This window comes from Exiguobacterium antarcticum DSM 14480, from assembly GCF_000685865.1.
Taxonomy (GTDB): Bacteria; Bacillota; Bacilli; order Exiguobacteriales; family Exiguobacteriaceae; genus Exiguobacterium_A; species Exiguobacterium_A antarcticum.
In genome coordinates this window covers 39255-59941 of the sequence record NZ_JMKS01000006.1, presented here as the reverse complement: position 1 = coordinate 59941, position 20687 = coordinate 39255, and the positions used below count along the sequence as shown (strand labels likewise).

Below are 20687 nucleotides of genomic sequence, written 5' to 3'. Positions count from 1 at the left end.
TGGGATGATATCTGGTTATCCATACAAATACTGGATACCACCTTCTTTATCATACGTCTTTTCGTTGTTCAGGCAAACTTTTTTTAGACACAAACAACCTCCACCCGCTTCGGATGGAGGTCTGTTTGATTAACGTTGTGCTGCTTTGTCATACGCCAAGTCTTGTCCGTTTGTCGCAATGACCTGTTTGTACCAGTCGAACGAATCTTTTTTCATCCGCTCCATTGAACCGTTGCCTTCATTGTCGCGGTCAACGTAAATCATGCCGTAGCGTTTTTTCATCTCACCTGTCGTAAACGACACGATGTCGATGATTCCCCATGGCGTGTAGCCCATCAATTCGACGCCGTCTTCCGTGACCGCTTCCGTCAACGCCTCGATATGCGTCTTCAGATAGTCAATCCGCGCTGCGTCATGAATCTTACCGTCTTCAATCGTATCGACGGCTCCAAAACCGTTTTCGACGATGAAGAGCGGGAGTTGGTACCGGTCATACAGACGGTTCAGGACGTAACGGAGTCCAACCGGATCAATCGCCCAGCCCCAGTCGCTCGACTGGATGTATGGATTCTCGACACCGTTCGCCAGTCCTCCATTGACGATGTTGCCTGTATTATTAACGGTCGCATCGTGCTTGACCGTCGTCGACATGTAGTAACTGAAGCCGATGTAGTCGACCGTTCCGTTTTTCAGGATTTCGTCGTCGCCGGCGAGAATCGGAATCTGATACCCTTCGCGTTCGAACTCTTTTAAGGCATAGTTCGGATAATAACCGCGTGCCTGAACGTCCGGGAAGAAATAGCGCTGACGCATCGATTTTTCCGCCAGCATGACGTCTTCCGGATGCGACGAGTACGGATAGATTGGGACGTGTGAAATCATCGCCCCGATTTGGAAGTCGGGATTGATTGCTTTTCCTTTCGCGACGGCAAGGGCACTGGCAATCAGTTCGTGGTGACCGGTCTGATACATGACTTCCATCGCGTTTTCACCCGGCTCGACTTTGACACCGGAGTTCGTCCAAAGGAACAACGGGTTTTCGACATCCATCTTGTTGTTAATTTCGTTGAACGTCATCCAGTATGTCACTTTGTCTTTGTAACGCGTGAAGCAGACTTCAGCGAATCGCTCGAAGAACTCGGCGACTTTCCGGTTGCGGAACCCGCCGTATTCACGGGCCAGATGCAACGGCATCTCGAAGTGCGACAACGTGATGATCGGTTCGATGCCGTGTTTTAACAATTCGTCAAAGACATCATCATAAAACTTCAATCCGGCTTCGTTTGGTTCCATTTCGTCGCCGTTCGGGAAAATCCGGCTCCAGCCGATCGACGTCCGGAGACATTTCAGGCCCATCTCGGCAAACAAGGCAATGTCTTCTTTATAGCGGTGATAAAAATCAATCGCCTCATGGTTCGGATAAAACGTGCCGTCTTCAATCGTATCAGTGATCCGGCGGGCCACCCCGTGTTCACCTGCCGTCATGACGTCGACGACGCTTGGTCCTTTACCGCCGGCGTTCCAGCCGCCTTCAAATTGATGGGCAGCCAGTGCCCCGCCCCATAAAAAGTCGTTTGGTAATGTCTTCATCTTCATTTCCTCCTTGTATCTTTCTGTTATTTGACGATCGTTAAAATCGCCGTATTGGCTTCGACCGTTTCGTGTTGTCCGACGATCACTTCCGCGTAACTCGACGCGTTCGTGACGATGACCGGTGTAATCGTCTGTAAGCCGTGCTGTTCAATCGCAGACGCGTCAAACGTCAACAAGGTTTGTCCGGCTTCGACACTGGCACCATCTTCGACATGTAACGTAAACGGCGTTCCGTTCAAGGCGACCGTCTCAAGACCGACATGAATCAAAACTTCAACGCCGCTCGTCGACCGTAGACCGATCGCATGTTTCGTCGGCGCAATCATGACGACACTACCGGAGAATGGTGCGACGACCGTGTTTGAAGTCGGTCGAATCGCGACACCTTGCCCCATTGCTCCCGATGCAAAAACTTCGTCCGGTACATCTGACAGTGGCACGACTTGTCCCGCGAGTGGTGCTTGAATCGTTTCTTCGTTCGTCAATGTCGCGCTGACTTCTTGCGCCGGCACCGGTGTGGCAGGTGTCGTTGTCACCGTGACGACTTTTTCTTCACCAAAACCAAGAATTTGAATCAAGACGATTGGTAAAATCAAGGCAATCGCCGTTCCGATCAATAACCCGATGATTGAAGACGGATAATCGGAACTGATTCCGTTGACGAGTGTCAATGGTCCTGGCAAACCGGCATAGGCGAAGTAATACGGTTTAAAGAAACTGGCGACGACGGCTCCGACCGCGCCTGAGATACACCCATAGATGAACGGTTTCTTAAAGCGTAACGTCACGCCGTAGATCGCCGGTTCCGTGATCCCGAAAATCCCGGTCAGACCGGCAGACACTCCGACTTTTTTTGTTTCTTTGTTGCGTGTCTTGAGGATGACTCCGATGACGGCACCGACTTGAGCGATGACGGCAATCGTTTGGTAGGCCTGGAACGAATCACGGCCGTACTGTTCGAAGTTCGCCAGCACCATCGGCGTGACACCCCAGTGGACACCGAAGATGACGATGACCTGCCAAAAACCACCGATGATCAATCCGGCAAGCGCGGGTGCATTTTCGGCTAGATAATTGTATCCGTTTGCAATTCCTTCCGCCCCGAGTGTCGTGATCGGACCGATGACGAGAATCGTCAGCGGCACCATGATGACCATGCTGAAGAACGGAACGAACAACGGTTTGATGACGTCATTGATCGTCCGGTTCAAGAACCGTTCGAGATACGACAGCAACCAGACGAGGAATAAGGGCGGTAAGACCGATGATGTATAGGTTGTACCCGATAAAGCGATGCCTATGAATGAAATCGATTCACCGGACGTGATCCGCCCTGCCATCTCGGCCCACGTCGGACTGACGAGCGCCGCACTACAGGCGACGGCGATGAATTGATTCACTTTAAAATGATTGGCTGCCGTGATCGCGATGAAGATCGGCAGGAACGTAAACGGTGCCCATGAAATGAAACTGAATACTTCATATGTTCCCGTCGCGGCAAAGTCTTTAAACACAAGCGAGGTCAGGATGAGTACCCCTTGCAGGATTCCGGCTGCTGCCAAGATATAGACGAACGGAGCAAAGACGGCCGACATCGTCGCGATGATCCGGTTTAAGATCGTCCCTTTTGGTGCGTTGTTCGGTTGTCCCGTTTCTTCGTCCTCTAGTGAAACAAGTGGACGAAACGCTTCATAGACTTCCCCGACATGTTGCCCAATGACGACCTGGAACTGTCCACCTGACTCGACGACCGTGATGACGCCCGGCAAGGCTGCGACTTGCTCCTTCGCCTTCGCATCTGATCGTTTCAATACTAAGCGAAGTCGTGTCGCACACCGTGCCACACTGATGATGTTGTCTTCGCCACCGACGGCTTCTAAAATCGAATGCGCCAGCTGCTGATAATCCCGTACTTTACTCATTCCTCAACCTCCTTTGTTTTTTTCAATCCGAATAGTACATTCTCATTATAATTGTACATGCACAATTTATCAATCCATATTTAATTTAATTATTCATATTATTTAGTTCAAAATCGTCTTATGCTATAGTAAAAAAGTAGAACAATTACTGGAAAATGAGGGTGAGCCATGCTGAAATACCAACAGACGGCAACGGAAATCGAAGCCTATATCGAACAACATACGTTACAACAAGGAGATAAATTACCGGTTCTCGAACAATTGATCCGACAATTTGCAGTCAGTAAAACGACGATGACAAAATCGCTCGAACTGCTCGAACGGAAAGGAATCATCTTTCAAGTTCGCGGCAGCGGGATTTTTGTCCGGAAGACGAACCGAAAAGGTTATATCAAATTGTTTTCTACCCAAGGTTTTAAACAAAACCTGGTTGATCATGACATCGCGTCGAACGTCCTGACGTTCGAATTGATCCCGTGCCCGGACGAGATTGCCCAAAACGTCGGTTCATCACCCGGTGAGATGGTCTATTACATCAAACGGATCCGCTACATCGACGGCAATATCCTCTGTCTCGAGGAATCGTATTACCGTCAGGCAATCGTGCCTTACCTGAACCGGGAAATCATCGAACAATCGATCTTCGAGTACCTCGAGACGGCACTCGGACTGAACATCGGCTTCTCCGACATGTACATGCACGTCGGTAAATTAACGGCATCGATCGCCGGGCACTTAAAACTAGAAGCTGGTGATCCCGGACTGACGATCGAGACGGTCTTTCATTTAACGAACGGTCGTCCGTTCGACTACTCCGTCATCACCTATCATTATGAGCACTCGCAATTCGTCGTTCAGGCGAACGGGCTGTATCTCTAACTACATGATCAAAAAGGAGACGAATATGATGCTGAAGACCAGCCGATTACGTCTAATTCCATTCACCGATGAATTGACCGCTCTTGTTGAAGCACAACATTACGATAACGGTCCTGAACTTGATCATCACTTGACCAGACTGGCAGAAAATCCTACCCTTCTCCACTGGGGCAGTTGGCTCGTCATCCACCAAGCCGACGGTAACATCATTGGAGACATCGGCTTTAAAGGACTCCCTTCCGCCAATCGGACAGTTGAGATTGGGTACGGGTTGCTGGATTGTTATCAAAACAAGGGCTATGCAACGGAATCAGTTCGTGCTCTCGTCGATTGGGCATTGTCCCGACCGGACGTTGCGACTGTCTCAGCAAAAACAACGGCAACGAACAGTGCCTCGATTCGCGTTTTGGAGAATATCGGCTTCAAAAAAATAAGGGTATCTGACACCTGGATCCACTGGTCTTGCCGTGATCCTGACTGATTGCATGATGCTCACTCCTCTAAAAAAGGACGTGACTGAATGAATTACGAGATTGCTACCTATTTCGTCATCTTCGTTTTAGGTGTGTTGTTTGTATTACCGGCCTGTTATTTTCTTGTGATTCAATTTGGCAACAAGCAGTATCCGTTCTTCAAAAAGCTCAAATGGACAGTTGTTCTGTTGCTCGGGCTGCTGTGTCTATGGATGACGGTACCCAGTTTCACCACTGAGATGGTTTTCCGCGATTACCGGGTGTCAGAAGGTACGTGTATTCTAAAATCCGTTGAGTCCAAGGGCACGGCAATCGAAATCACCTTATCGGAAACAAACAAAACGTTTTCCTTCCGTAATGCACTGATTTTAAAATCGTCGGTAAAACACACCCGTACTACTGTCGGGTGACGACGACACGAAATCAAGCATTCGAGATCGATTATCAGGTCTATGACAGCAAAACCCAAAAATTGCTTTATGCCAATTGATTACAGCAACAAGCGGTGTCCCTTCTTCCCCGGGACACCGCTTGTTTTAGTGATTCATTCCCGCCTGTGTCGCTGACTTGACCGACAATTCGTCGTCAAACGTCGTCAGATCAATCAGTACGATCTTGTTCGCCGGTGTGATGGTCATCATGATTCCGTTCGCTTCCTTCTTCGGGAAACTCAGCGACACAAAAACCGCTCGCACCGGCTTATTCCCTGACAGCGGTCAGCGTGATCAGCTTCGTCACGTTCTTCTTCAAGAATACATCGAGCAAGGCCTTAAAAGGTTCTCATCCAACCGTCTCGACAGAAAAAGAATTGCACGCCATCGCGAAAAACTGGAAGATGCCTTATGGTGGGCGGAATAATTACATGATTACGCAAAAAAACGGTCCCTTGAATGAGAGACCGTTAATTTTAATTATTCAGAATAACACTTAGTTGAGTTAACAGACAGTAGTTCACCGTATCTTACAATACGATTTCTTCCATCCAAACAGTAGACACTTGAAAGGCGCATTTCACTTTTTGCTTCTTTTTTAATCAAATTGCAAACTATATCTTGAGCATCCTAGCATTCACAGCGACAATAATCGTACTCAAGCTCATCAGTACCGCTCCGATTGCCGGAGACAGAATGATACCATAAGAAGCTAACACACCTGCTGCGAGCGGAATCGTAATAATATTGTATCCAGCAGCCCACCATAAATTTTGAATCATTTTATTATACGTATTTCGCGAGAGATCCAGAATAGAGAGTACATCATTTGGATTACTTCTGACGAGGACGATATCTGCTGTCTCTACTGCTACATCAGTACCGCTTCCGATTGCTATACCTACATCAGCTTGTGCAAGGGCTGGTGCATCGTTAATGCCATCTCCTACCATACCTACTTTTCTTCCTTCGGCCTGGATAGTTTTTACTTGTCTCGATTTATCATCAGGTAATACTTCAGCATAGACTTCATCAATACCAAGCTGTTTAGCGACCCACTGTGCCACTTTTTCATTATCACCCGTGAGCATGATGGAGCGGATGCCTCTATTTTTCAACTCAGTGACTGTATCCTTGGCTTCTTCTCGAACCAAGTCAGCTAATGCAATCATTCCTGATAAACGTTCATTCTTCAAGACAAAAATGACAGTCTTCCCTTCCTCGGACAACTTCTCAAATGTTTCTTCATCGATTGCTAGTTTTTCTTGACGAACATATCGAGGACTCACAACACGAACCGACAGTCCATTCACTTCTCCTTTCAATCCTACTCCTGTCATAGAACTAAAATTTTCAACTGTTGGAAAAGAGAGATCAAGTTCATTTGCCTTTGCAAGTATCCCTTGTGCGAGAGGGTGTTGCGATGATTGCTCTACAGCTGCAGCAAGTCCTAGTAATTCATTCTGAGAGGAATCCTGGACAGGGATGATATCTGTGACCCCGAAGTTTCCCTGCGTTAAAGTTCCGGTCTTATCGAAAATAATCGCATCCAAACGACGTGCCTCCTCAAACTGCGTACGGTTTCGAATTAACAATCCTCGCTTAGCCGATATCGCAGTAGACACAGAAACGACGAGAGGCGCTGCCAATCCTAATGCATGAGGACATGAGATAACCATGACCGTCACCATCCGCTCAATTGCGGTACTGACTGAGTACCCTAGTGCTAACCAGATAATGAACGTCAGAATGCCTGCACCAACTGCAACGTAGAAGAGCATTTTTGCTGCACGATTTGCTAAATTTTGTGTTTTTGATTTTGATTCCTGTGCTTCACTGACTAAATCAATCACCTTTGAAAGGTAAGTACCTTCACCAGTATCATTGGTTTCGACTGTCACACTTCCTTCTTGGTTGATAGAACCAGCAATCACCATGTCACCTTTTTGCTTTTCGATCGGTAACGATTCGCCTGTCAACATCGATTCATCGATCGTCGTCGTCCCCTTTATTATCTTTCCATCTACGGGGACTTGTTCGCCTGGCTTGATGAGAATCGTATCTCCCGTATTTAGTTCGGATACAGGAATATCTTCTACCTCATCTTTATTGATACGATGCGCGATACTGGGGAGTAGCTTCACAAGTTCTTGTAAGGCATTGGAAGCACCCATGATTGACTTCATTTCAATCCAATGTCCTAGTAACATAATATCGATAAGTGTCGCCAGTTCCCAAAAGAAATCATGTCCTTCTCCAAATCCGAGTACGATTGCAACACTGTAAAAATAGGCAACACTGATTGCCAAAGCAATCAACATCATCATGCCAGGATTTTTGTTGCGAAGCTCATCCAAACTACCTTTTAAAAAAGGCCACCCTCCATAAAAATAGACTATCGTAGACAATGTAAGTAACACAAAGTCATCGTATAGAAAATTAATGCTTAGACCGGACCATTCTTGAATCATTTTTGACAATAGCAAAATTGGAATCGTTAAACCTAACGATACAAAAAATCGTTTTTTAAAATCTTCAATCATCCCTTCATGCCCTGCATGTTCATGATGAGAGGAATACGTAGTATTTTCATTATCATGATGCTGATTATGTTCCATGAAGAACCCTCCCTGTAGCTAGTGTATAGAGAAGAAACAGAATCCTGCCTAACGCTTACTACCTTTTTAGACAATCAACCAAAAGACATACAAAATATCTAACAAGATTCTGTGAAGCATCGTTTTATTCTTGGAGAATTTTTTTTCATTCCTCTCCTTCAACCCATCGATATCCACGTCCCCAAATGGTTTTCAGATGACGATCGATTGGATAATTTAAATCTCTCAACTTTTCTCGAATCATCTTAATATGAGAATCTACCGTTCGCGGATCCGATTCTGAAGTATAGGACCAGACAAAGTCATAAAGTTCTAATCGATTAAATAACCGTCCTGGATGTTGGAGAAATAGTCGCAACAACGCATGGGCTTTAGGAGTAAAATCAATCACATTCCCATCGAGTAAAATGAAATCGTTGTTTTCATCCAGTACCAACCCTTCATACATGACATGTTCCTTCGGCTTTCGCCGCATGACCGAACGGACTCTCGCTAATAACACCTCTCCATTAAAAGGCTTCGAAACATAATCTGTCGCTCCCGCGTCTAATCCCTTTACGATGGATTCAGCATCGTCTAAAGCAGTGATCATGATGATTGGAATATCTGGATGGGCATCCGTTATTTTTTTACATACCTCAAAACCATCGTACAAGGGCATCATGACATCAAGTAGAATGAGATCAAATGATTCTTTCTTCACCTTCTCAAGCGCCTCGATGCCATCATGCGCTGTACTACAGTCATAGCCAACCGGTTCTAGGTAAAGCTTTAAGAGTTGTCTCATTCTGATCTCGTCATCAACAATTAAAATTCTATTCATTTTCTAGCCCTCCTCTCAATTCAAAATATAAAATTTTTTCAAAAAAATTTCACATTTTCTTTTTATCATTGACTTAAACGATTAGAAATGGAGTTGAAACCATGAACCTTCTTTCAAAAATTTTGCTCGTCATTTTATATGTATCACTTTTTTCATTCTCAGTAATGTTAGTATATCGAGCCTATGAATTTTTTCATCTTTAAGTCAAACTTCCCTTTTGAATAGAAAAAAATGCCTACACTAATCATATTCTTTTGATTGGTATAGGCAGGTTTTCTATCTTTCTAATCGTCTACGCAAGAATTTTTTGACATTTACTTACACATTCTGTACATGCTTTTGCACATCTTTGGCAGTGTTCATGATCATGTTTTGAACACTCATCCGCACATTTCCTACAAATTTCTACGCAACTTTTAGCGAGAGCACTAAGTTGATTACTATTTCGAGAAATAGCTTGTACCAGTAAGCTGCAGATATCTGCACAATCTCGATTCAATCGTATACAGTCTGTCATCGAAGATACATGAGACTCCTTTAAACAGGCGTCAAAGCATTCATTACAGAATTTTTGAGCGGGAAAGCCCACTCCTTTAGGGGTGGGATGAAAGCTCGGTCGGATACGGAGTGCCCACAAAGAAGCCGAAGGTTCTGGCACTTCATGTATCCGAAAATCTTTTTTTGCGTTGCAGTAAGTTATTTGAAATGATACATTGTAAATATGAAAAACAACTATCGAAGAACCCAGACCACCGTTTCTCTGATCAATTATCATTTCGTTTTTTGCCCTCGATATAGAAGGAAAATATTCCGTCGAAACGATGTAGAAGGACGTTTCAAAGAATTGGTGCATGAGATATGTGAAAGCTTAGAAATCAATACAATCGCCTTAGAATGCGATCAAGATCATACACATCTGTTCCTCAATGCCCCACCAACACTCAGTCCTGCTGATATTATGGCAAAAATCAAAGGCGTGACATCTAAAAAATTAAGAGCGGAATTTCCTCATCTTCAACACTTGCCAAGTCTTTGGACGCGTTCCTACTTCGTTTCGACCGCCGGAAATGTGTCGAGCGAAACAATCAAGCGTTATGTCGAGCAACAAAAAACAAGGGGGTGACACCTTGAATCAGACATTAACGGTGAACATCAAACTTCGTCCTACCAAAGTACAACAATCTATTTTGAAGCGTATGATGGGAACTTATATCCACACGGCCAACCAACTTGTCTCAGATATGGTAGAGGCAGAAACGATGCTTAAGCTGACGAGCAAGAATGTCCAGTCTCATTTGCCTAGCGCCGTCAAGAACCAAGTCATCAAAGACGCCCAAAGCCTCTTCAAGAAAGTCAAGAAATCCAAATTCAAAATCATCCCTATTCTCAAGAAACCCTACTGCACATGGAACAACCAGAACTATTCGTTCGATTTCGAGTCGATTTCTCTCCCGATCATGATGGACGGTAAAGCAAAGAAGATGGCAATCAAAGCAGAAATGGTCGATAAACACAATCGCAATTTCTCACTCCTGAATAATAAGTTGGGAACGCTACGCATCACGAAGAAGTCGAACAAATGGATTGCCCAGATCGCTGTCACGCTTCTCACGACCGAGAAGACCGGCTCCAAGGTTCTCGGTGTGGATCTGGGTTTGAAAGTCCCGGCAGTCGCAACGAATGATGGCGACAAGGCGAGGTTCTTCGGGAACGGACGCGAGAACAAATACATGAAACGCAAGTTTCGTACGAGACGGAAAGAGCTCGGTCAAAAGAAGAAGCTGAACGCAATCAAGAAACTAAATAATCAAGAGCAACGCTGGATGAGAGACAAAGATCACAAGGTAAGTCGTGCGATCGTTTCATTTGCGAAAGAGAATAACGTTTCTGTCATTCGCCTAGAAAGACTGGCGAACATCCGGCAGACGGCAAGAACAAGCCGTAAAAACAATAAGAATCTGCATACATGGTCGTTCTATCGCCTAGCAACATTCATTGAATACAAAGCAAGTCTGGACGGAATCAAGGTCGAGTATGTCAATCCGGCCTATACATCTCAGACATGCCCTTCTTGCGGTAAAAGAAACAAAGCGAAAGATCGAACCTATTTTTGTCCATGTGGATTCAAAAAGCACAGAGATTTAGTCGGTGCGATGAATATTAGATACGCACCTGTGGTTGATGGTAATAGTCAATCAGCCTGAGAACCTTTAGGGTCTGTCTCAGGAGGGGTGATGGCACCCCCTCATCTGAAGGCTTGAGCAAAACAGAAATGGACTGCGCTCGCATAAGCACTTCAGAATCCCACTCATCCCGAAGGGGGAGCTTGCGGCTTTAGCCGTGGGAGTGTCAAATGTTATTATGCATTTTTGTAAGGCTTTAATGATTTCATTGTTTTCATGGGCCATCGCAATTCCCTCCATTTATCCATCTTACTTATTTTGATACACAAGAGTTATTTCCCCCATTTGTGAAAAAAAGATGAAAGTTAGCAAGTGTCACTTCAGACATCTTTAATTTCTTCCTCCATTAATCTACTTTTAATTGTCCCATCATTCCATTTTCCTCATGTTCAAGTATATGACAATGATACATGAACACTCCTTTTTGCTTGAATGTCATTCGAATTTTAACTCGTTCTCCCGGTTTAACAGCTACAGTGTCTTTAAGTCCTCTCTCTTGACTATTGGTTTGCACACCATTTCGTTCTAATACAACAAACTGGACCCCATGTATATGAAATGGGTGAATCATTCCACCCATCATATCTTTTTTGTTGTATATTTCCCATGTCTCCGTCCGATTTTGTTTTACCTTAATATCAATTCGATTTTCATCAAATGTTTTTCCATTTATCTCAACCATTTTCCCCATTCCGAAAAGCGTTAGTCTACGATCAGGTTTTAAATCCGCATCATTCAGTTTTGGCATCTTTTGAATGACATTGGTTATCTCCGAATTTCGGCCTTGCTTTTCTTTTAGTTTAAACTTGGTAATCGTTACTCCATCTGTTATCAGGGATACCTGTTCTCCTATTGAATGTTTTGAAAAATCAAGTAGAATCTCAGTTCTCTCACCTGGGCTTAGCGCAACCGACCGAACTTTTTCAGGCTTGGAAAGATAACCGCCATCACCTGCTATTTTTTCGAAGCTTGCACCATCTGATAACTTCACTACATAGTTACGCGCATTAGATCCGTTTAACAGTCTCACTCTTATTTGAGAGTACTTTACGTCAAAATACGGATTGAGTGTGCCATTCACGACCAACGTATCACCTAAAGCCCCATCCGATTTTTCAATATCATCATAATTCATGCTATTCTCTTTATTAAACTGTCGATCCTGTAAAATTAAGGGGATATCATTTTTACCATATTTTTGAGGAAGATTGGTTTTTAGATTGACCTCTTTTACATATAACAATCCTGCCAATCCTTTATACACTTGACTGGCTGTTTTTCCCATTGGATGGGGATGAAACCAAAGTGTCGATTCATTCTGTTCTACTTTAAAGGTTACGTCTTTTGACTCACCAGGGTTCACGATTTGATGGGGACCACCTTCTACTTGTGAGGGTACGACGAGCCCATGCCAATGAAACGTAGTTGGCTCACCAAGTTGATTTATCGTGCGTATGCTGACAGTTTTTCCTTTTTTCAATTCAATCATAGGACCTAAATAATTTCCGTTGTATCCTAACGTATTTGTTTGATCACCGTTTGCAAAAAAGCGTGTTGTTCCCTCTCGAGCGACGACCGTGTAACGCATCGACTCTTTATCCTCTTGATCGGGTTTTAATACTTTAGGCAAACCTAAAGGATTCTCCTTTTCAGTAGAATTCTTCAACTTTATATTCGTAGCATGCCCCATTCCGCCGTTTTCCATGCCCATCATGGTATCGCTTGAAGATTCATTTGAAGAATTCATCATGGAGCCCATGCCCCCCTGATTCAGATTTCCCACACCTATGCGTGATAGAAAAAAGAAGGAACCTATACTGCCAATCAACAATAATGCCAGCACACTTCCGATTACGATAATCCATTTTCCTTTCATAACACTCATTCCTTCCTGTTTGATATTAGCTTCACTGTAAAGGATGATTGTGAAAAAAATGTGGTTTTTACAGAATGGCATGATGTGTTAAGCGGATGATGATTAAATGAGACAAAAAGATTTTTCGAATGTGCTTTTTTATGACCGTCTGCAAAGTTTCTGCAAATTTTAATGTTACAGTGTATACCAAACACTACAACATTACCGGAGGCGATACTTTATGAAATTCAACAAAAAGCTCTTAACGACAACGATGGTGGCTTCTCTCTCTTTAGCACTCGCAGCATGCGGAAGCAGTGGGGACGATACTAAGTCGAATAGTAACATGGATAAAAATATGGATGGCATGGACCATTCAACAATGGATATGTCCGGTTCTAAAGAAGTTCCAAAAGGGTTAAACGATGCTAAAGATCCAAAGTTCAAAGTTGGAGACATGGCGATGATTAAAGAGGCCCATATGGAAGGGATGAAAGACGCCGAAGCAACCATCGTAGGAGCATACGATACAACGGCATACAGTATTTCTTATGATCCAACAAACGGTGGAAAACGTGTGACAGACCATAAATGGATCATCCAAGAGGAAATTGTAGAAGCGAAGTCAACACCTTATAATGTTGGGGATGAAGTCAAAGTAAGTGCGGATCATATGAAGGGCATGCAAGAGGCTACCGCAACGATTGATTCAGCCAAAGAGACGACTGTTTATATGATTGATTTTGAATCGACGTCGGGTAAACAGGTGACCAATCATAAATGGGTCACAGAAGACGAACTAACCGCTGAATGACACTTTTAGAAACTAAAAAAGCGTGGGCACATGCCTCCGCTTTTTTTAGTATGAAGTCCATTTGTAGCCGATTCCCCAAACTGTCTGGAGGTGTTTCTCAATCGGAAAACCAATTTTTCTAAGTTTTTCCCTTAAGTTTCGAACATGAGAATCTACCGTTCGCTCATCCGTCCATTCACTGGCCGACCATAAACTTGCGAGCAACTCCTCTCTTGAATACACTCTACCAGGATTTTTTAATAGTTTACCCAGTAGAGAAAATTCCTTCGGTGTGACTTTCACTTGACGACCAATATAAGATAATTCATGAGATAATTCATCCCAAACCAAACCGGAACACTCAATTTTGTTATCGATTTCTGCAGATGTCCGCCTAAAAATGGATTGAATTCTAGCTTGTAACTCTTCCTCATCAAATGGTTTAACAATATAATCGTCTGCACCAAGGCGTAATCCTTTTACGATTTTTTCTTTTCCATGGAGAGCCGTCAACAGGATGATCGGTACATTCGAGACCTCGCGGATCTTCCGACATGTCTCAAATCCGTCCATTACGGGCATCATGACATCTAATATGATCAGTTCTGGTTCGTCTGTTTCAATCAAATCCAATACGTCTTTTCCACTGTTAAGTTTGATGCAATTATAGGTTGGTTGGAGATAAAGTTCGATCAATTCTAGCATTCGTTTTTCATCATCCACCAGCGCGATTGTTTTCATACCGGAATCCTCCTTAAATCGATGACAACCTTTAGTCCGTTTTCCACATTAACAGCGGAAATACTCCCATTATGGGCCTCGACTATTTCTTTCGTAATGGCTAATCCAAGACCTGTACCACCCGTTTCACGATTTCTTGAAGAGTCTACTCGTTGAACTACCTCCACCTACGCTTTGCTTAGAGGTGGAGGATTCCTGAGTTATCCGACCTAACGGTCGAAACCTGATCAGGCTAACCCCGTCGTCCCGACGGTTGAAGAAGCTAAGATGCGTTCTGCTTCTTGTTTGAGATTCAGTCCTGCGTTCACATCACGATCGTGGTGGATGCCGCAAATCGGGCATGTCCATTCACGCAAACCAAGATGTTTCACGTCTTTGTGTTGATGTCCGCAACTGGAGCATAGTTGGCTGGAAGCAAAGGTCTTGCCGACTTTCACGACGGTCTTCCCGTACCAGTCTGCCTTGTACTCCAGCATGCGGAAGAACTCCGACCAGCTGACGTCCGAGATGGCCTTGCTCAACTTGCGATTCTTCTGCATGTTCTTCACCTGCAAGGTCTCGATGCCGATGACGTCGTGGTTTTTGACGATCTCGGTCGACACCTTGTGCAGGAAGTCAGTGCGCTTGTTGGCGATCTTCTCGTGGATGCGGGCGACCTTCCGCTTCTGCTTCTGATAGTTCTTTGCCTCGGAAAGTTTTACTTTCTTGTTCAGGGCGATGAGTTGACGACGGGACAACGTTCGTTGTTCACGTGCGAGCTTCTTCTCAAGCGTTCGGAAGTAACGGTCATTCTTGTACACCGTGCCGTCCGACAAGATGGCAAAGTTCTTCAACCCGACATCGACGCCGACGGATGAGCCCTTCTTTGGCATTTCATTGATCTCCTGCTCGACGAGCAGGGAGACGAAGTATTTTCCTGAAGCGTTACGTCGGATCGTGGCGTTCAAGATGCGTCCTACTACCTGCCTCGAGTTGGCGAAACGGATCCACTTCAACTTCGGGAGTTTTAACTTGTTGCGGACAATCGAGACTTCGGGAAGTTGGTTCTTCTTCTCGATATTGGTCTTGTAGGATTGGACGGGATTGCGCTTCGATTTGAAGCGAGGCCGTTCGTTCTGCTTCTTGAAGAAGCGGTCATACGCATCGGTCAGGTGTTTGACGCTCGATTGAAGCGAATGGCTATCGACTTCTTTCAGCCAGTCGAACTCCTGCTTCAGCATCGGGATTTCTTTCGAACAAGAACCGTAAGAGAGTCCTTTACCTGTCGCTTTATACGTCTCATCCCACTTCGCCAAGAAGTGGTTGAAGACGAAGCGCGAACAACCAATCGTCTTCGCGATGAGGATTTTCTGCTCTTTTGTCGGGTAGATTCTGAATTTGTAGGCCTTATGCTTCAACATGATTTTCACCTCCTTGAAAGGTATTATACCCGAAAGGGGGGGGGCGATTCACCTCCCACTTTCACTTCGTTTAGAAGTGGGAGTACTCTCGCCTAATTTAGATAGAACCGATCAAATCAACACTGACGACATCAGTTTCAGTTCATAATTCAGATGCAAAGCCGCCCCTTGACTCAAGGGGCGGCTTACTTGTTAGGATAACTGTTTCAAGACTAGTTTGACTTGCTGAATCTGATAGTTTTCGACATGCAACAGTTCCAAGTCATACGTTTCCGTCGCAAGTCGCTCACCAACTTGATAATCCGTCCCTTGCGCCTGGATGAATCCACCAATCGTATCGATTTCATCCGCATCAGCAAACGACAGATTAAACCGTTCTTCCAGGTCTGACAATAAGACCGTTCCCGCTATACGATATTCCGTCTTCGAAATCGTCTCGATGTCAGCTTGTTCATCTTCGTCGAATTCATCTCGAATTTCACCGACGATTTCTTCAAGCAAATCCTCCATAGCAATCATTCCGGCAGTCCCACCGTACTCATCGATGACAAGTGCGATATGGGAGCGCGTCACTTTCATCTTCAGTAACGTTTCCTGAAGCGGTGTCATCTCAGAAACGGCAGGAATCTCCTTCATATACTTTCGTAAATCGCGTTGCGTATCATTTGCTTGATCGGTCAAGACTTCCTTGACGTTGACGTACCCGATGATATGATCCTTATCAAAATCCTCAATGACCGGATAACGCGTGTATTGATTGTCCGTCATGATTTGTAAGACTTCCGGCCATGTCATGCTGAGCGACAACGTCGTCACGTTCATCCGGGGAACCATGATATCCTTTGTGACATGTTCGTCAAACGCAAAGACGTTTTGCATCAAAGCGAGTTCCGTCTGATTGATCTCACCGCTCTTAAAACTTTGTGACATGATGATCTTCAACTCTTCCTCTGAATGGGCTTGTTCATGCCCGGCCGGCTGAACGCCGAACAGACGAAGGAAGACACGGGCTGAACCGTTCATCACCCAGATAAACGGATACATGATTTTACCGAAGACATACAGCGCTGGTGCGAGGAGCAATGTCATGCGTTCCGCATACTGGATCGCCAGCGTCTTTGGTGCGAGCTCTCCGATGACGACGTGCAGGAATGTGACCGACACGAAGGCAATCGTGTACGACAGAATCGTCGATAGGGCTGCTGCGACACCAAACTCATCAAAGACCGGTCCAAGCAACTTTTCGACGGTCGGCTTCCCGAGCGCCCCAAGTCCCAGTGCCGTGATCGTAATGCCGAGCTGACAGGCTGACAAGTAGTAGTCCAGGTCACTGGCGACTTTTTTTGCCAGGACCGCCCCCTTGTTTCCTTCCTGAATCATTTGATCGAGCCGTGACATCCGAACCTTCACGACCGCAAACTCCGATCCGACGAAAAACGCCGTCAACACGATCAACAATACAAGCAACGCCAAATTCAATACCAACAATATGTCCAATTCATTCCCCTGAAACAGGGGGTCACCTCCGAGTAATATAATTTGAATCGCAAAAATGATTCCACAATCTAAAACCGTACAGTAGAACGTTATAGTTACAATCATAGCGGACGGTTTTCTGAATATCAACTGTTTTGCCTTTGGCAATGACATGATTATTCTGAATAATCTGGTTAAAATAGTAATGAAATGTATAGGCGGAGGTCCTCTCGTGGCCTTTGGCTTTTTTTGTTTGACAATCGTTTTTAATCCGTTAGACTGTTAACTAACGACCGTTAGGAAGGTGAACACATGAAAGCTACATTATTACTCCACACCGCGCTGCGTCATTTTGCCCAACATGGTTATGAAGGAGCATCCCTACAGGAGATTGCGCAAGACGTCGGCATTAAGAAACCATCGATTTATGCCCATTTTCGGGGGAAAGACGAATTATTTCTCTCGGCGATGACGTATGCGCTTGACACGCAAAAAATACATCTTGCCACCTACTTCATCTCAACCCGGCATCTTTCACTCGAGCAGAGTCTGAAAGGTTTTTTTGAGTGGTTTCTTGAAGAAAGCACCCAAAACGATCAGTTGAAATTCATTTTACGAATCTCCTACTTCCCGCCCGTCAAACTCGAACGGGAAGTGACCGACTTGATCAATCCGTTTTTTGATTCGCTGCACCGCCACCTGACTCGGTTACTACGAGAACGGGACCGGACGGAACAGCTTCTTTTTTCAGATGATTATGCTAGTGCCGCCCTTGCCTACTTGACGGTGACGGAAGGCACGATGACGGAGTTCGTCTACAACGGTGTCGAAGCCTATCAACGACGTTTCACCGCCGTCTGGCCAATTTTTTGGCGGGGACTCGTCCGGTAACAAGTCAAATTAGAAACAGAGGATGGTAACATGCAAAATAACAAATTAATCTTAGGTACCTTATTACTCAATCTTTTCATCGCCTTTTTAGGCATCGGGCTCGTCATCCCCGTCACCCCGACGATCATGAACGAACTGGCTATTTCCGGTTCGACCGTCGGCTACATGGTCTCGGCGTTTGCCTTTGCCCAGCTGATTCTCTCGCCGCTTGCCGGTCGCGCCGTCGATAAATACGGTCGGAAACCGATGATCATCATCGGTCTGTTCATCTTCAGCATGTCGGAACTGTTGTTTGGTCTTGGTCAGACGGTCGAAGTATTGTTTGCGTCTCGGATTCTGGGCGGGGTCAGTGCCGCCTTCATCATGCCGGCCGTCACCGCCTTCATTGCCGACATCACGACGAATGAAACGCGACCAAAAGCACTTGGTTATATGTCGGCCGCGATTTCGACCGGTTTCATCATCGGTCCCGGCATCGGCGGATTTTTAGCCGACATCGGCACCCGCGTCCCATTTTTCTTCGCCGCAGCCTTTGGACTCGTCGCGATGATTTTGTCCGTCTTCACGTTACGGGAACCGGAACGCCACTATCATGAAACGTCGACGGTCCAACAGAAAACCGGGTTCCGGAAAGTTTTTTCACCACTCTACTTCATTGCTTTTATGGTCCTGCTGATTTCTTCCTTCGGACTCGCGTCGTTTGAGTCACTGTTTGCGCTGTTCGTCGACCGGAAGTTCGGCTTTACGGCAAAAGACATCGCGCTCGCGATTTCACTCGGCGCGATCGTCGGTGTCATCGTTCAGGTCGGACTGTTTGAACGCCTGACGCGTCGGTTCGGCGAGATTCGTCTGATCCGTTACAGTCTGATTGGCTCGACCCTGCTCGTGCTTGTCATGACCTATGTGACAAGTTACCTCTCGATTATTCTCGTGACGATGGTCGTCTTCGTCGGTTTCGACTTGATGCGCCCTGCCGTCACGACATATTTATCGAAAATCGCCGGAAATGAACAAGGTTTCGTCGGCGGAATGAACTCGATGTTTACGAGTATCGGGAATATTCTCGGACCAATCATCGGCGGAATCCTGTTTGACGTCGATCTCAACTATCCGTTTTACTTTGCGACCGTCATGCTTGCAATCGGCATCGCCTTGACCTTCGTCTGGCGGGAACAAGAGCCGGCTGACGAAGCCATCGAACAAAAAACATCGTAATGAACGAAGCCCGAACGTCTTGTGTATCCTAGTCGGAATACGCGAGAGGTTCGGGCTTTCTAATTTAATCATAAGCGTTAGTCGAAAACTTTTAAAAGCTTCAATTTCATGTTTTGTGAATAACGAGTAGTTTTCCTTCATTATACTAGATGCCCAATGTACCAAATGCACGGTGGACGGATGATATTTCAGTCATAACAGCTCGTCCCTCCTATTGGATTATATCGATTGCTCGCTTAGCCATCGTTCCACCGATTGCAACGCCCCTTCCAAGTGTCCACCGAATGTCGAATCACTTTCTGTCCCGAGCAGCGTGACATGTTCACGCCATGGCTCATCAAGGAGAATCGGTCGATACGCGGGGAAGTCTGTTAATGGATCAGCATCCGCAATCGTCGCGGTCTCCGGTTCATTTGCCCAGTCCTGATAAAAAACGGCAATCGGATGACCGGCTTCCTCTCCGAATAAACGGGTCATCTGCGCCACGGCTTGTTGCTTTAATTCCGCTTCGCTGAAAGCCTTGCGTTCTGATGCCGTCAGACGGAAAAATCCGAATAACGCCCCGGGTCCGGTCAGAGGGGATGCGTCATGGACTTCCTGCAAAACCCCTGACCAGCTGATGGCAAAACCGGACCGACCCGCTTGCCGCCAAAACGGTGTTTCGTAAACGACAACGACTTTCGCCTGTCCGGCCATCCAGGTAGGGGTTTCATCCAGTTGACGATGGACGGATTCCGGCAATTCTGGGAACCATGTGAATTGAGAAGCAATTCGGGGCGGAACGGTCAACAGGACATGATCAAACGACTGTTGCATCTGTCTCCCTTGATGCTCGATCGTCAGTTCGATCTGCTTCTTTTTCAAAATAGTAGTGATGCGGTGTGACAGACGAATCGTATCCGGAGCAAGTTTTCCGGCCAATGCATTCGGCACACTTTCCATTCCATTTACCAGTCGATGCGACAAGACCGTTTGCCCGTCCGGTAACTGATGTTGTTCCACTTGTCCCGGTGATCGTTCGAGCATCATCGTTCCTGCCGTCGCCTGGACGAGTGTCGGAAGTTCTAAATTCTCCACGAGCTTCGTCATCAACGATTCCGATTCCGGCCAATACCAGGTCGGTCCGAGATCAAAAGCATACGCTTGCCCTTCGTAAGACAACGTTTTGGTCAGAATCCGTCCACCAATCCGGTCACGGGCTTCAAAGATGGCCACGTCGTATCCCGATTTCTGCAGACGCCAAGCGGCATACAGACCGGTGATGCCGGCACCGATAATTGCGACTTGTTTCATGATAAGTTCCTTCTTTCCAGTGATTTCCTTCTCAGTGTACCGAAAAACAATTCGACCGCCTACTCTTTAAAATAAGCAAACAAAAAAACAGAGCGTCATCC

At 45.6% G+C, this 20687-nt stretch carries 19 protein-coding genes and 1 pseudogene; 9 read left to right on the top strand and 11 right to left on the bottom strand.

Translation table 11 applies throughout. The features are described 5' to 3' along the window. Positions 1 to 129: 129 nt before the first annotated feature. Both bglA and P404_RS0115870 read right to left on the bottom strand, forming a co-directional pair. Positions 130 to 1590: a 6-phospho-beta-glucosidase BglA gene (gene bglA, locus P404_RS0115875; RefSeq protein WP_026831303.1), complete on the bottom strand. Its 1461-nt coding sequence runs from the start codon at positions 1588 to 1590 to the stop codon at positions 130 to 132. 26 nt (positions 1591 to 1616) lie between these two features. Next, positions 1617 to 3515 (bottom strand): beta-glucoside-specific PTS transporter subunit IIABC, encoded by a 1899-nt coding sequence (locus tag P404_RS0115870; protein ID WP_026831302.1) that lies wholly within the window; start codon positions 3513 to 3515, stop codon positions 1617 to 1619. A gap of 168 nt (positions 3516 to 3683) precedes the next feature. Here P404_RS0115870 and P404_RS0115865 point away from each other — a divergent pair, with 168 nt between their 5' ends. The 4 genes from P404_RS0115865 to P404_RS0115845 all read left to right on the top strand — a co-directional run bounded on the left by P404_RS0115865 (position 3684) and on the right by P404_RS0115845 (position 5725). Further along, on the top strand, positions 3684 to 4394 hold the full coding sequence (locus P404_RS0115865) for a GntR family transcriptional regulator (protein WP_026831301.1): 711 nt from the start codon (positions 3684 to 3686) through the stop codon (positions 4392 to 4394). Between the two features lie 28 nt (positions 4395 to 4422). After that, the gene (locus P404_RS0115860; RefSeq protein WP_236624436.1) at positions 4423 to 4875 is read left to right on the top strand and encodes a GNAT family N-acetyltransferase; all 453 of its coding nucleotides are present in this window, start codon (positions 4423 to 4425) and stop codon (positions 4873 to 4875) included. A 39-nt stretch (positions 4876 to 4914) separates the two neighbouring features. Further along, entirely contained in the window at positions 4915 to 5277 is a 363-nt protein-coding gene (locus tag P404_RS0115855) for a hypothetical protein (RefSeq protein WP_026831300.1), read from the top strand. Positions 5278 to 5497: 220 nt separating this feature from the next. Beyond that, complete coding sequence (locus P404_RS0115845) at positions 5498 to 5725, top strand: hypothetical protein (RefSeq protein ID WP_209548547.1); 228 nt, start codon at positions 5498 to 5500, stop codon at positions 5723 to 5725. Between the two features lie 187 nt (positions 5726 to 5912). Here the strand turns inward: P404_RS0115845 and P404_RS0115840 are convergent, their stop codons facing one another. From P404_RS0115840 to P404_RS19195, 3 genes are all read right to left on the bottom strand, one after another. Next, entirely contained in the window at positions 5913 to 7916 is a 2004-nt protein-coding gene (locus P404_RS0115840; RefSeq protein ID WP_026831298.1) for a heavy metal translocating P-type ATPase, read from the bottom strand. Positions 7917 to 8061: 145 nt separating this feature from the next. Then, the gene (locus P404_RS0115835; RefSeq protein WP_026831297.1) at positions 8062 to 8739 is read right to left on the bottom strand and encodes a response regulator transcription factor; all 678 of its coding nucleotides are present in this window, start codon (positions 8737 to 8739) and stop codon (positions 8062 to 8064) included. A gap of 292 nt (positions 8740 to 9031) precedes the next feature. Next, positions 9032 to 9514, bottom strand: coding sequence for a four-helix bundle copper-binding protein (locus P404_RS19195; RefSeq protein WP_477190159.1), 483 nt, complete (start codon positions 9512 to 9514; stop codon positions 9032 to 9034). On the opposite strand from P404_RS19195, the gene tnpA reads away from it, so the two are divergent. Next, complete coding sequence (tnpA, locus tag P404_RS0115830) at positions 9461 to 9862, top strand: IS200/IS605 family transposase (RefSeq protein ID WP_026830365.1); 402 nt, start codon at positions 9461 to 9463, stop codon at positions 9860 to 9862. The genes P404_RS19195 and tnpA overlap by 54 nt on opposite strands. Positions 9863 to 9866: 4 nt before the next feature. Then, positions 9867 to 10943, top strand: coding sequence for an RNA-guided endonuclease InsQ/TnpB family protein (locus P404_RS0115825; protein WP_026830366.1), 1077 nt, complete (start codon positions 9867 to 9869; stop codon positions 10941 to 10943). A 325-nt stretch (positions 10944 to 11268) separates the two neighbouring features. On the opposite strand, the gene P404_RS0115820 is transcribed toward P404_RS0115825, so the two are convergent. Next, positions 11269 to 12798 (bottom strand): multicopper oxidase family protein, encoded by a 1530-nt coding sequence (locus P404_RS0115820; protein WP_026831296.1) that lies wholly within the window; start codon positions 12796 to 12798, stop codon positions 11269 to 11271. Between the two features lie 220 nt (positions 12799 to 13018). On the opposite strand from P404_RS0115820, the gene P404_RS0115815 reads away from it, so the two are divergent. Beyond that, positions 13019 to 13591 (top strand): YdhK family protein, encoded by a 573-nt coding sequence (locus tag P404_RS0115815; protein ID WP_026831295.1) that lies wholly within the window; start codon positions 13019 to 13021, stop codon positions 13589 to 13591. Positions 13592 to 13636: 45 nt separating this feature from the next. Here the strand turns inward: P404_RS0115815 and P404_RS0115810 are convergent, their stop codons facing one another. The 4 genes and pseudogenes from P404_RS0115810 to P404_RS0115800 form a co-directional block, all read right to left on the bottom strand. Beyond that, a complete protein-coding gene (locus P404_RS0115810; RefSeq protein ID WP_026831294.1) occupies positions 13637 to 14311 on the bottom strand; it encodes a response regulator transcription factor in 675 nt (224 codons plus the stop codon). Further along, a pseudogene (locus P404_RS18315) lies at positions 14308 to 14475 on the bottom strand (ATP-binding protein); the annotation flags it as partial. The pseudogene P404_RS18315 and the gene P404_RS0115810, both read right to left, overlap by 4 nt. A 63-nt stretch (positions 14476 to 14538) precedes the next feature. Further along, a complete protein-coding gene (gene tnpB, locus P404_RS0115805) occupies positions 14539 to 15711 on the bottom strand; it encodes an IS200/IS605 family element RNA-guided endonuclease TnpB (protein WP_026831293.1) in 1173 nt (390 codons plus the stop codon). A gap of 192 nt (positions 15712 to 15903) precedes the next feature. Next, entirely contained in the window at positions 15904 to 17208 is a 1305-nt protein-coding gene (locus P404_RS0115800) for a hemolysin family protein (RefSeq protein WP_026831292.1), read from the bottom strand. A gap of 291 nt (positions 17209 to 17499) precedes the next feature. On the opposite strand from P404_RS0115800, the gene P404_RS0115795 reads away from it, so the two are divergent. Then, positions 17500 to 18078, top strand: a complete 579-nt coding sequence (locus P404_RS0115795) for a TetR/AcrR family transcriptional regulator (RefSeq protein WP_026831291.1) — start codon at positions 17500 to 17502, stop codon at positions 18076 to 18078. Between the two features lie 30 nt (positions 18079 to 18108). Beyond that, positions 18109 to 19293, top strand: a complete 1185-nt coding sequence (locus P404_RS0115790) for an MFS transporter (RefSeq protein ID WP_026831290.1) — start codon at positions 18109 to 18111, stop codon at positions 19291 to 19293. 219 nt (positions 19294 to 19512) lie between these two features. Here the strand turns inward: P404_RS0115790 and P404_RS0115785 are convergent, their stop codons facing one another. Continuing rightward, entirely contained in the window at positions 19513 to 20586 is a 1074-nt protein-coding gene (locus P404_RS0115785) for a flavin monoamine oxidase family protein (protein WP_034774708.1), read from the bottom strand. Between the last annotated feature and the right edge of the window lie 101 nt (positions 20587 to 20687).

Bases quoted from the DNA above. Each gene is read 5' to 3' on its own strand.
- bglA (WP_026831303.1), bottom strand. From the start codon at position 1,590: ATGAAGACATTACCAAACGACTTTTTATGGGGCGGGGCACTGGCTGCC.
- P404_RS0115870 (WP_026831302.1), bottom strand. From the start codon at position 3,515: ATGAGTAAAGTACGGGATTATCAGCAGCTGGCGCATTCGATTTTAGAA.
- P404_RS0115865 (WP_026831301.1), top strand. From the start codon at position 3,684: ATGCTGAAATACCAACAGACGGCAACGGAAATCGAAGCCTATATCGAA.
- P404_RS0115860 (WP_236624436.1), top strand. From the start codon at position 4,423: ATGCTGAAGACCAGCCGATTACGTCTAATTCCATTCACCGATGAATTG.
- P404_RS0115855 (WP_026831300.1), top strand. From the start codon at position 4,915: ATGAATTACGAGATTGCTACCTATTTCGTCATCTTCGTTTTAGGTGTG.
- P404_RS0115845 (WP_209548547.1), top strand. From the start codon at position 5,498: ATGGTCATCATGATTCCGTTCGCTTCCTTCTTCGGGAAACTCAGCGAC.
- P404_RS0115840 (WP_026831298.1), bottom strand. From the start codon at position 7,916: ATGGAACATAATCAGCATCATGATAATGAAAATACTACGTATTCCTCT.
- P404_RS0115835 (WP_026831297.1), bottom strand. From the start codon at position 8,739: ATGAATAGAATTTTAATTGTTGATGACGAGATCAGAATGAGACAACTC.
- tnpA (WP_026830365.1), top strand. From the start codon at position 9,461: ATGAAAAACAACTATCGAAGAACCCAGACCACCGTTTCTCTGATCAAT.
- P404_RS19195 (WP_477190159.1), bottom strand. From the start codon at position 9,514: ATGATAATTGATCAGAGAAACGGTGGTCTGGGTTCTTCGATAGTTGTT.
- P404_RS0115820 (WP_026831296.1), bottom strand. From the start codon at position 12,798: ATGAAAGGAAAATGGATTATCGTAATCGGAAGTGTGCTGGCATTATTG.
- P404_RS0115815 (WP_026831295.1), top strand. From the start codon at position 13,019: ATGAAATTCAACAAAAAGCTCTTAACGACAACGATGGTGGCTTCTCTC.
- P404_RS0115810 (WP_026831294.1), bottom strand. From the start codon at position 14,311: ATGAAAACAATCGCGCTGGTGGATGATGAAAAACGAATGCTAGAATTG.
- tnpB (WP_026831293.1), bottom strand. From the start codon at position 15,711: ATGTTGAAGCATAAGGCCTACAAATTCAGAATCTACCCGACAAAAGAG.
- P404_RS0115795 (WP_026831291.1), top strand. From the start codon at position 17,500: ATGAAAGCTACATTATTACTCCACACCGCGCTGCGTCATTTTGCCCAA.
- P404_RS0115790 (WP_026831290.1), top strand. From the start codon at position 18,109: ATGCAAAATAACAAATTAATCTTAGGTACCTTATTACTCAATCTTTTC.
- P404_RS0115785 (WP_034774708.1), bottom strand. From the start codon at position 20,586: ATGAAACAAGTCGCAATTATCGGTGCCGGCATCACCGGTCTGTATGCC.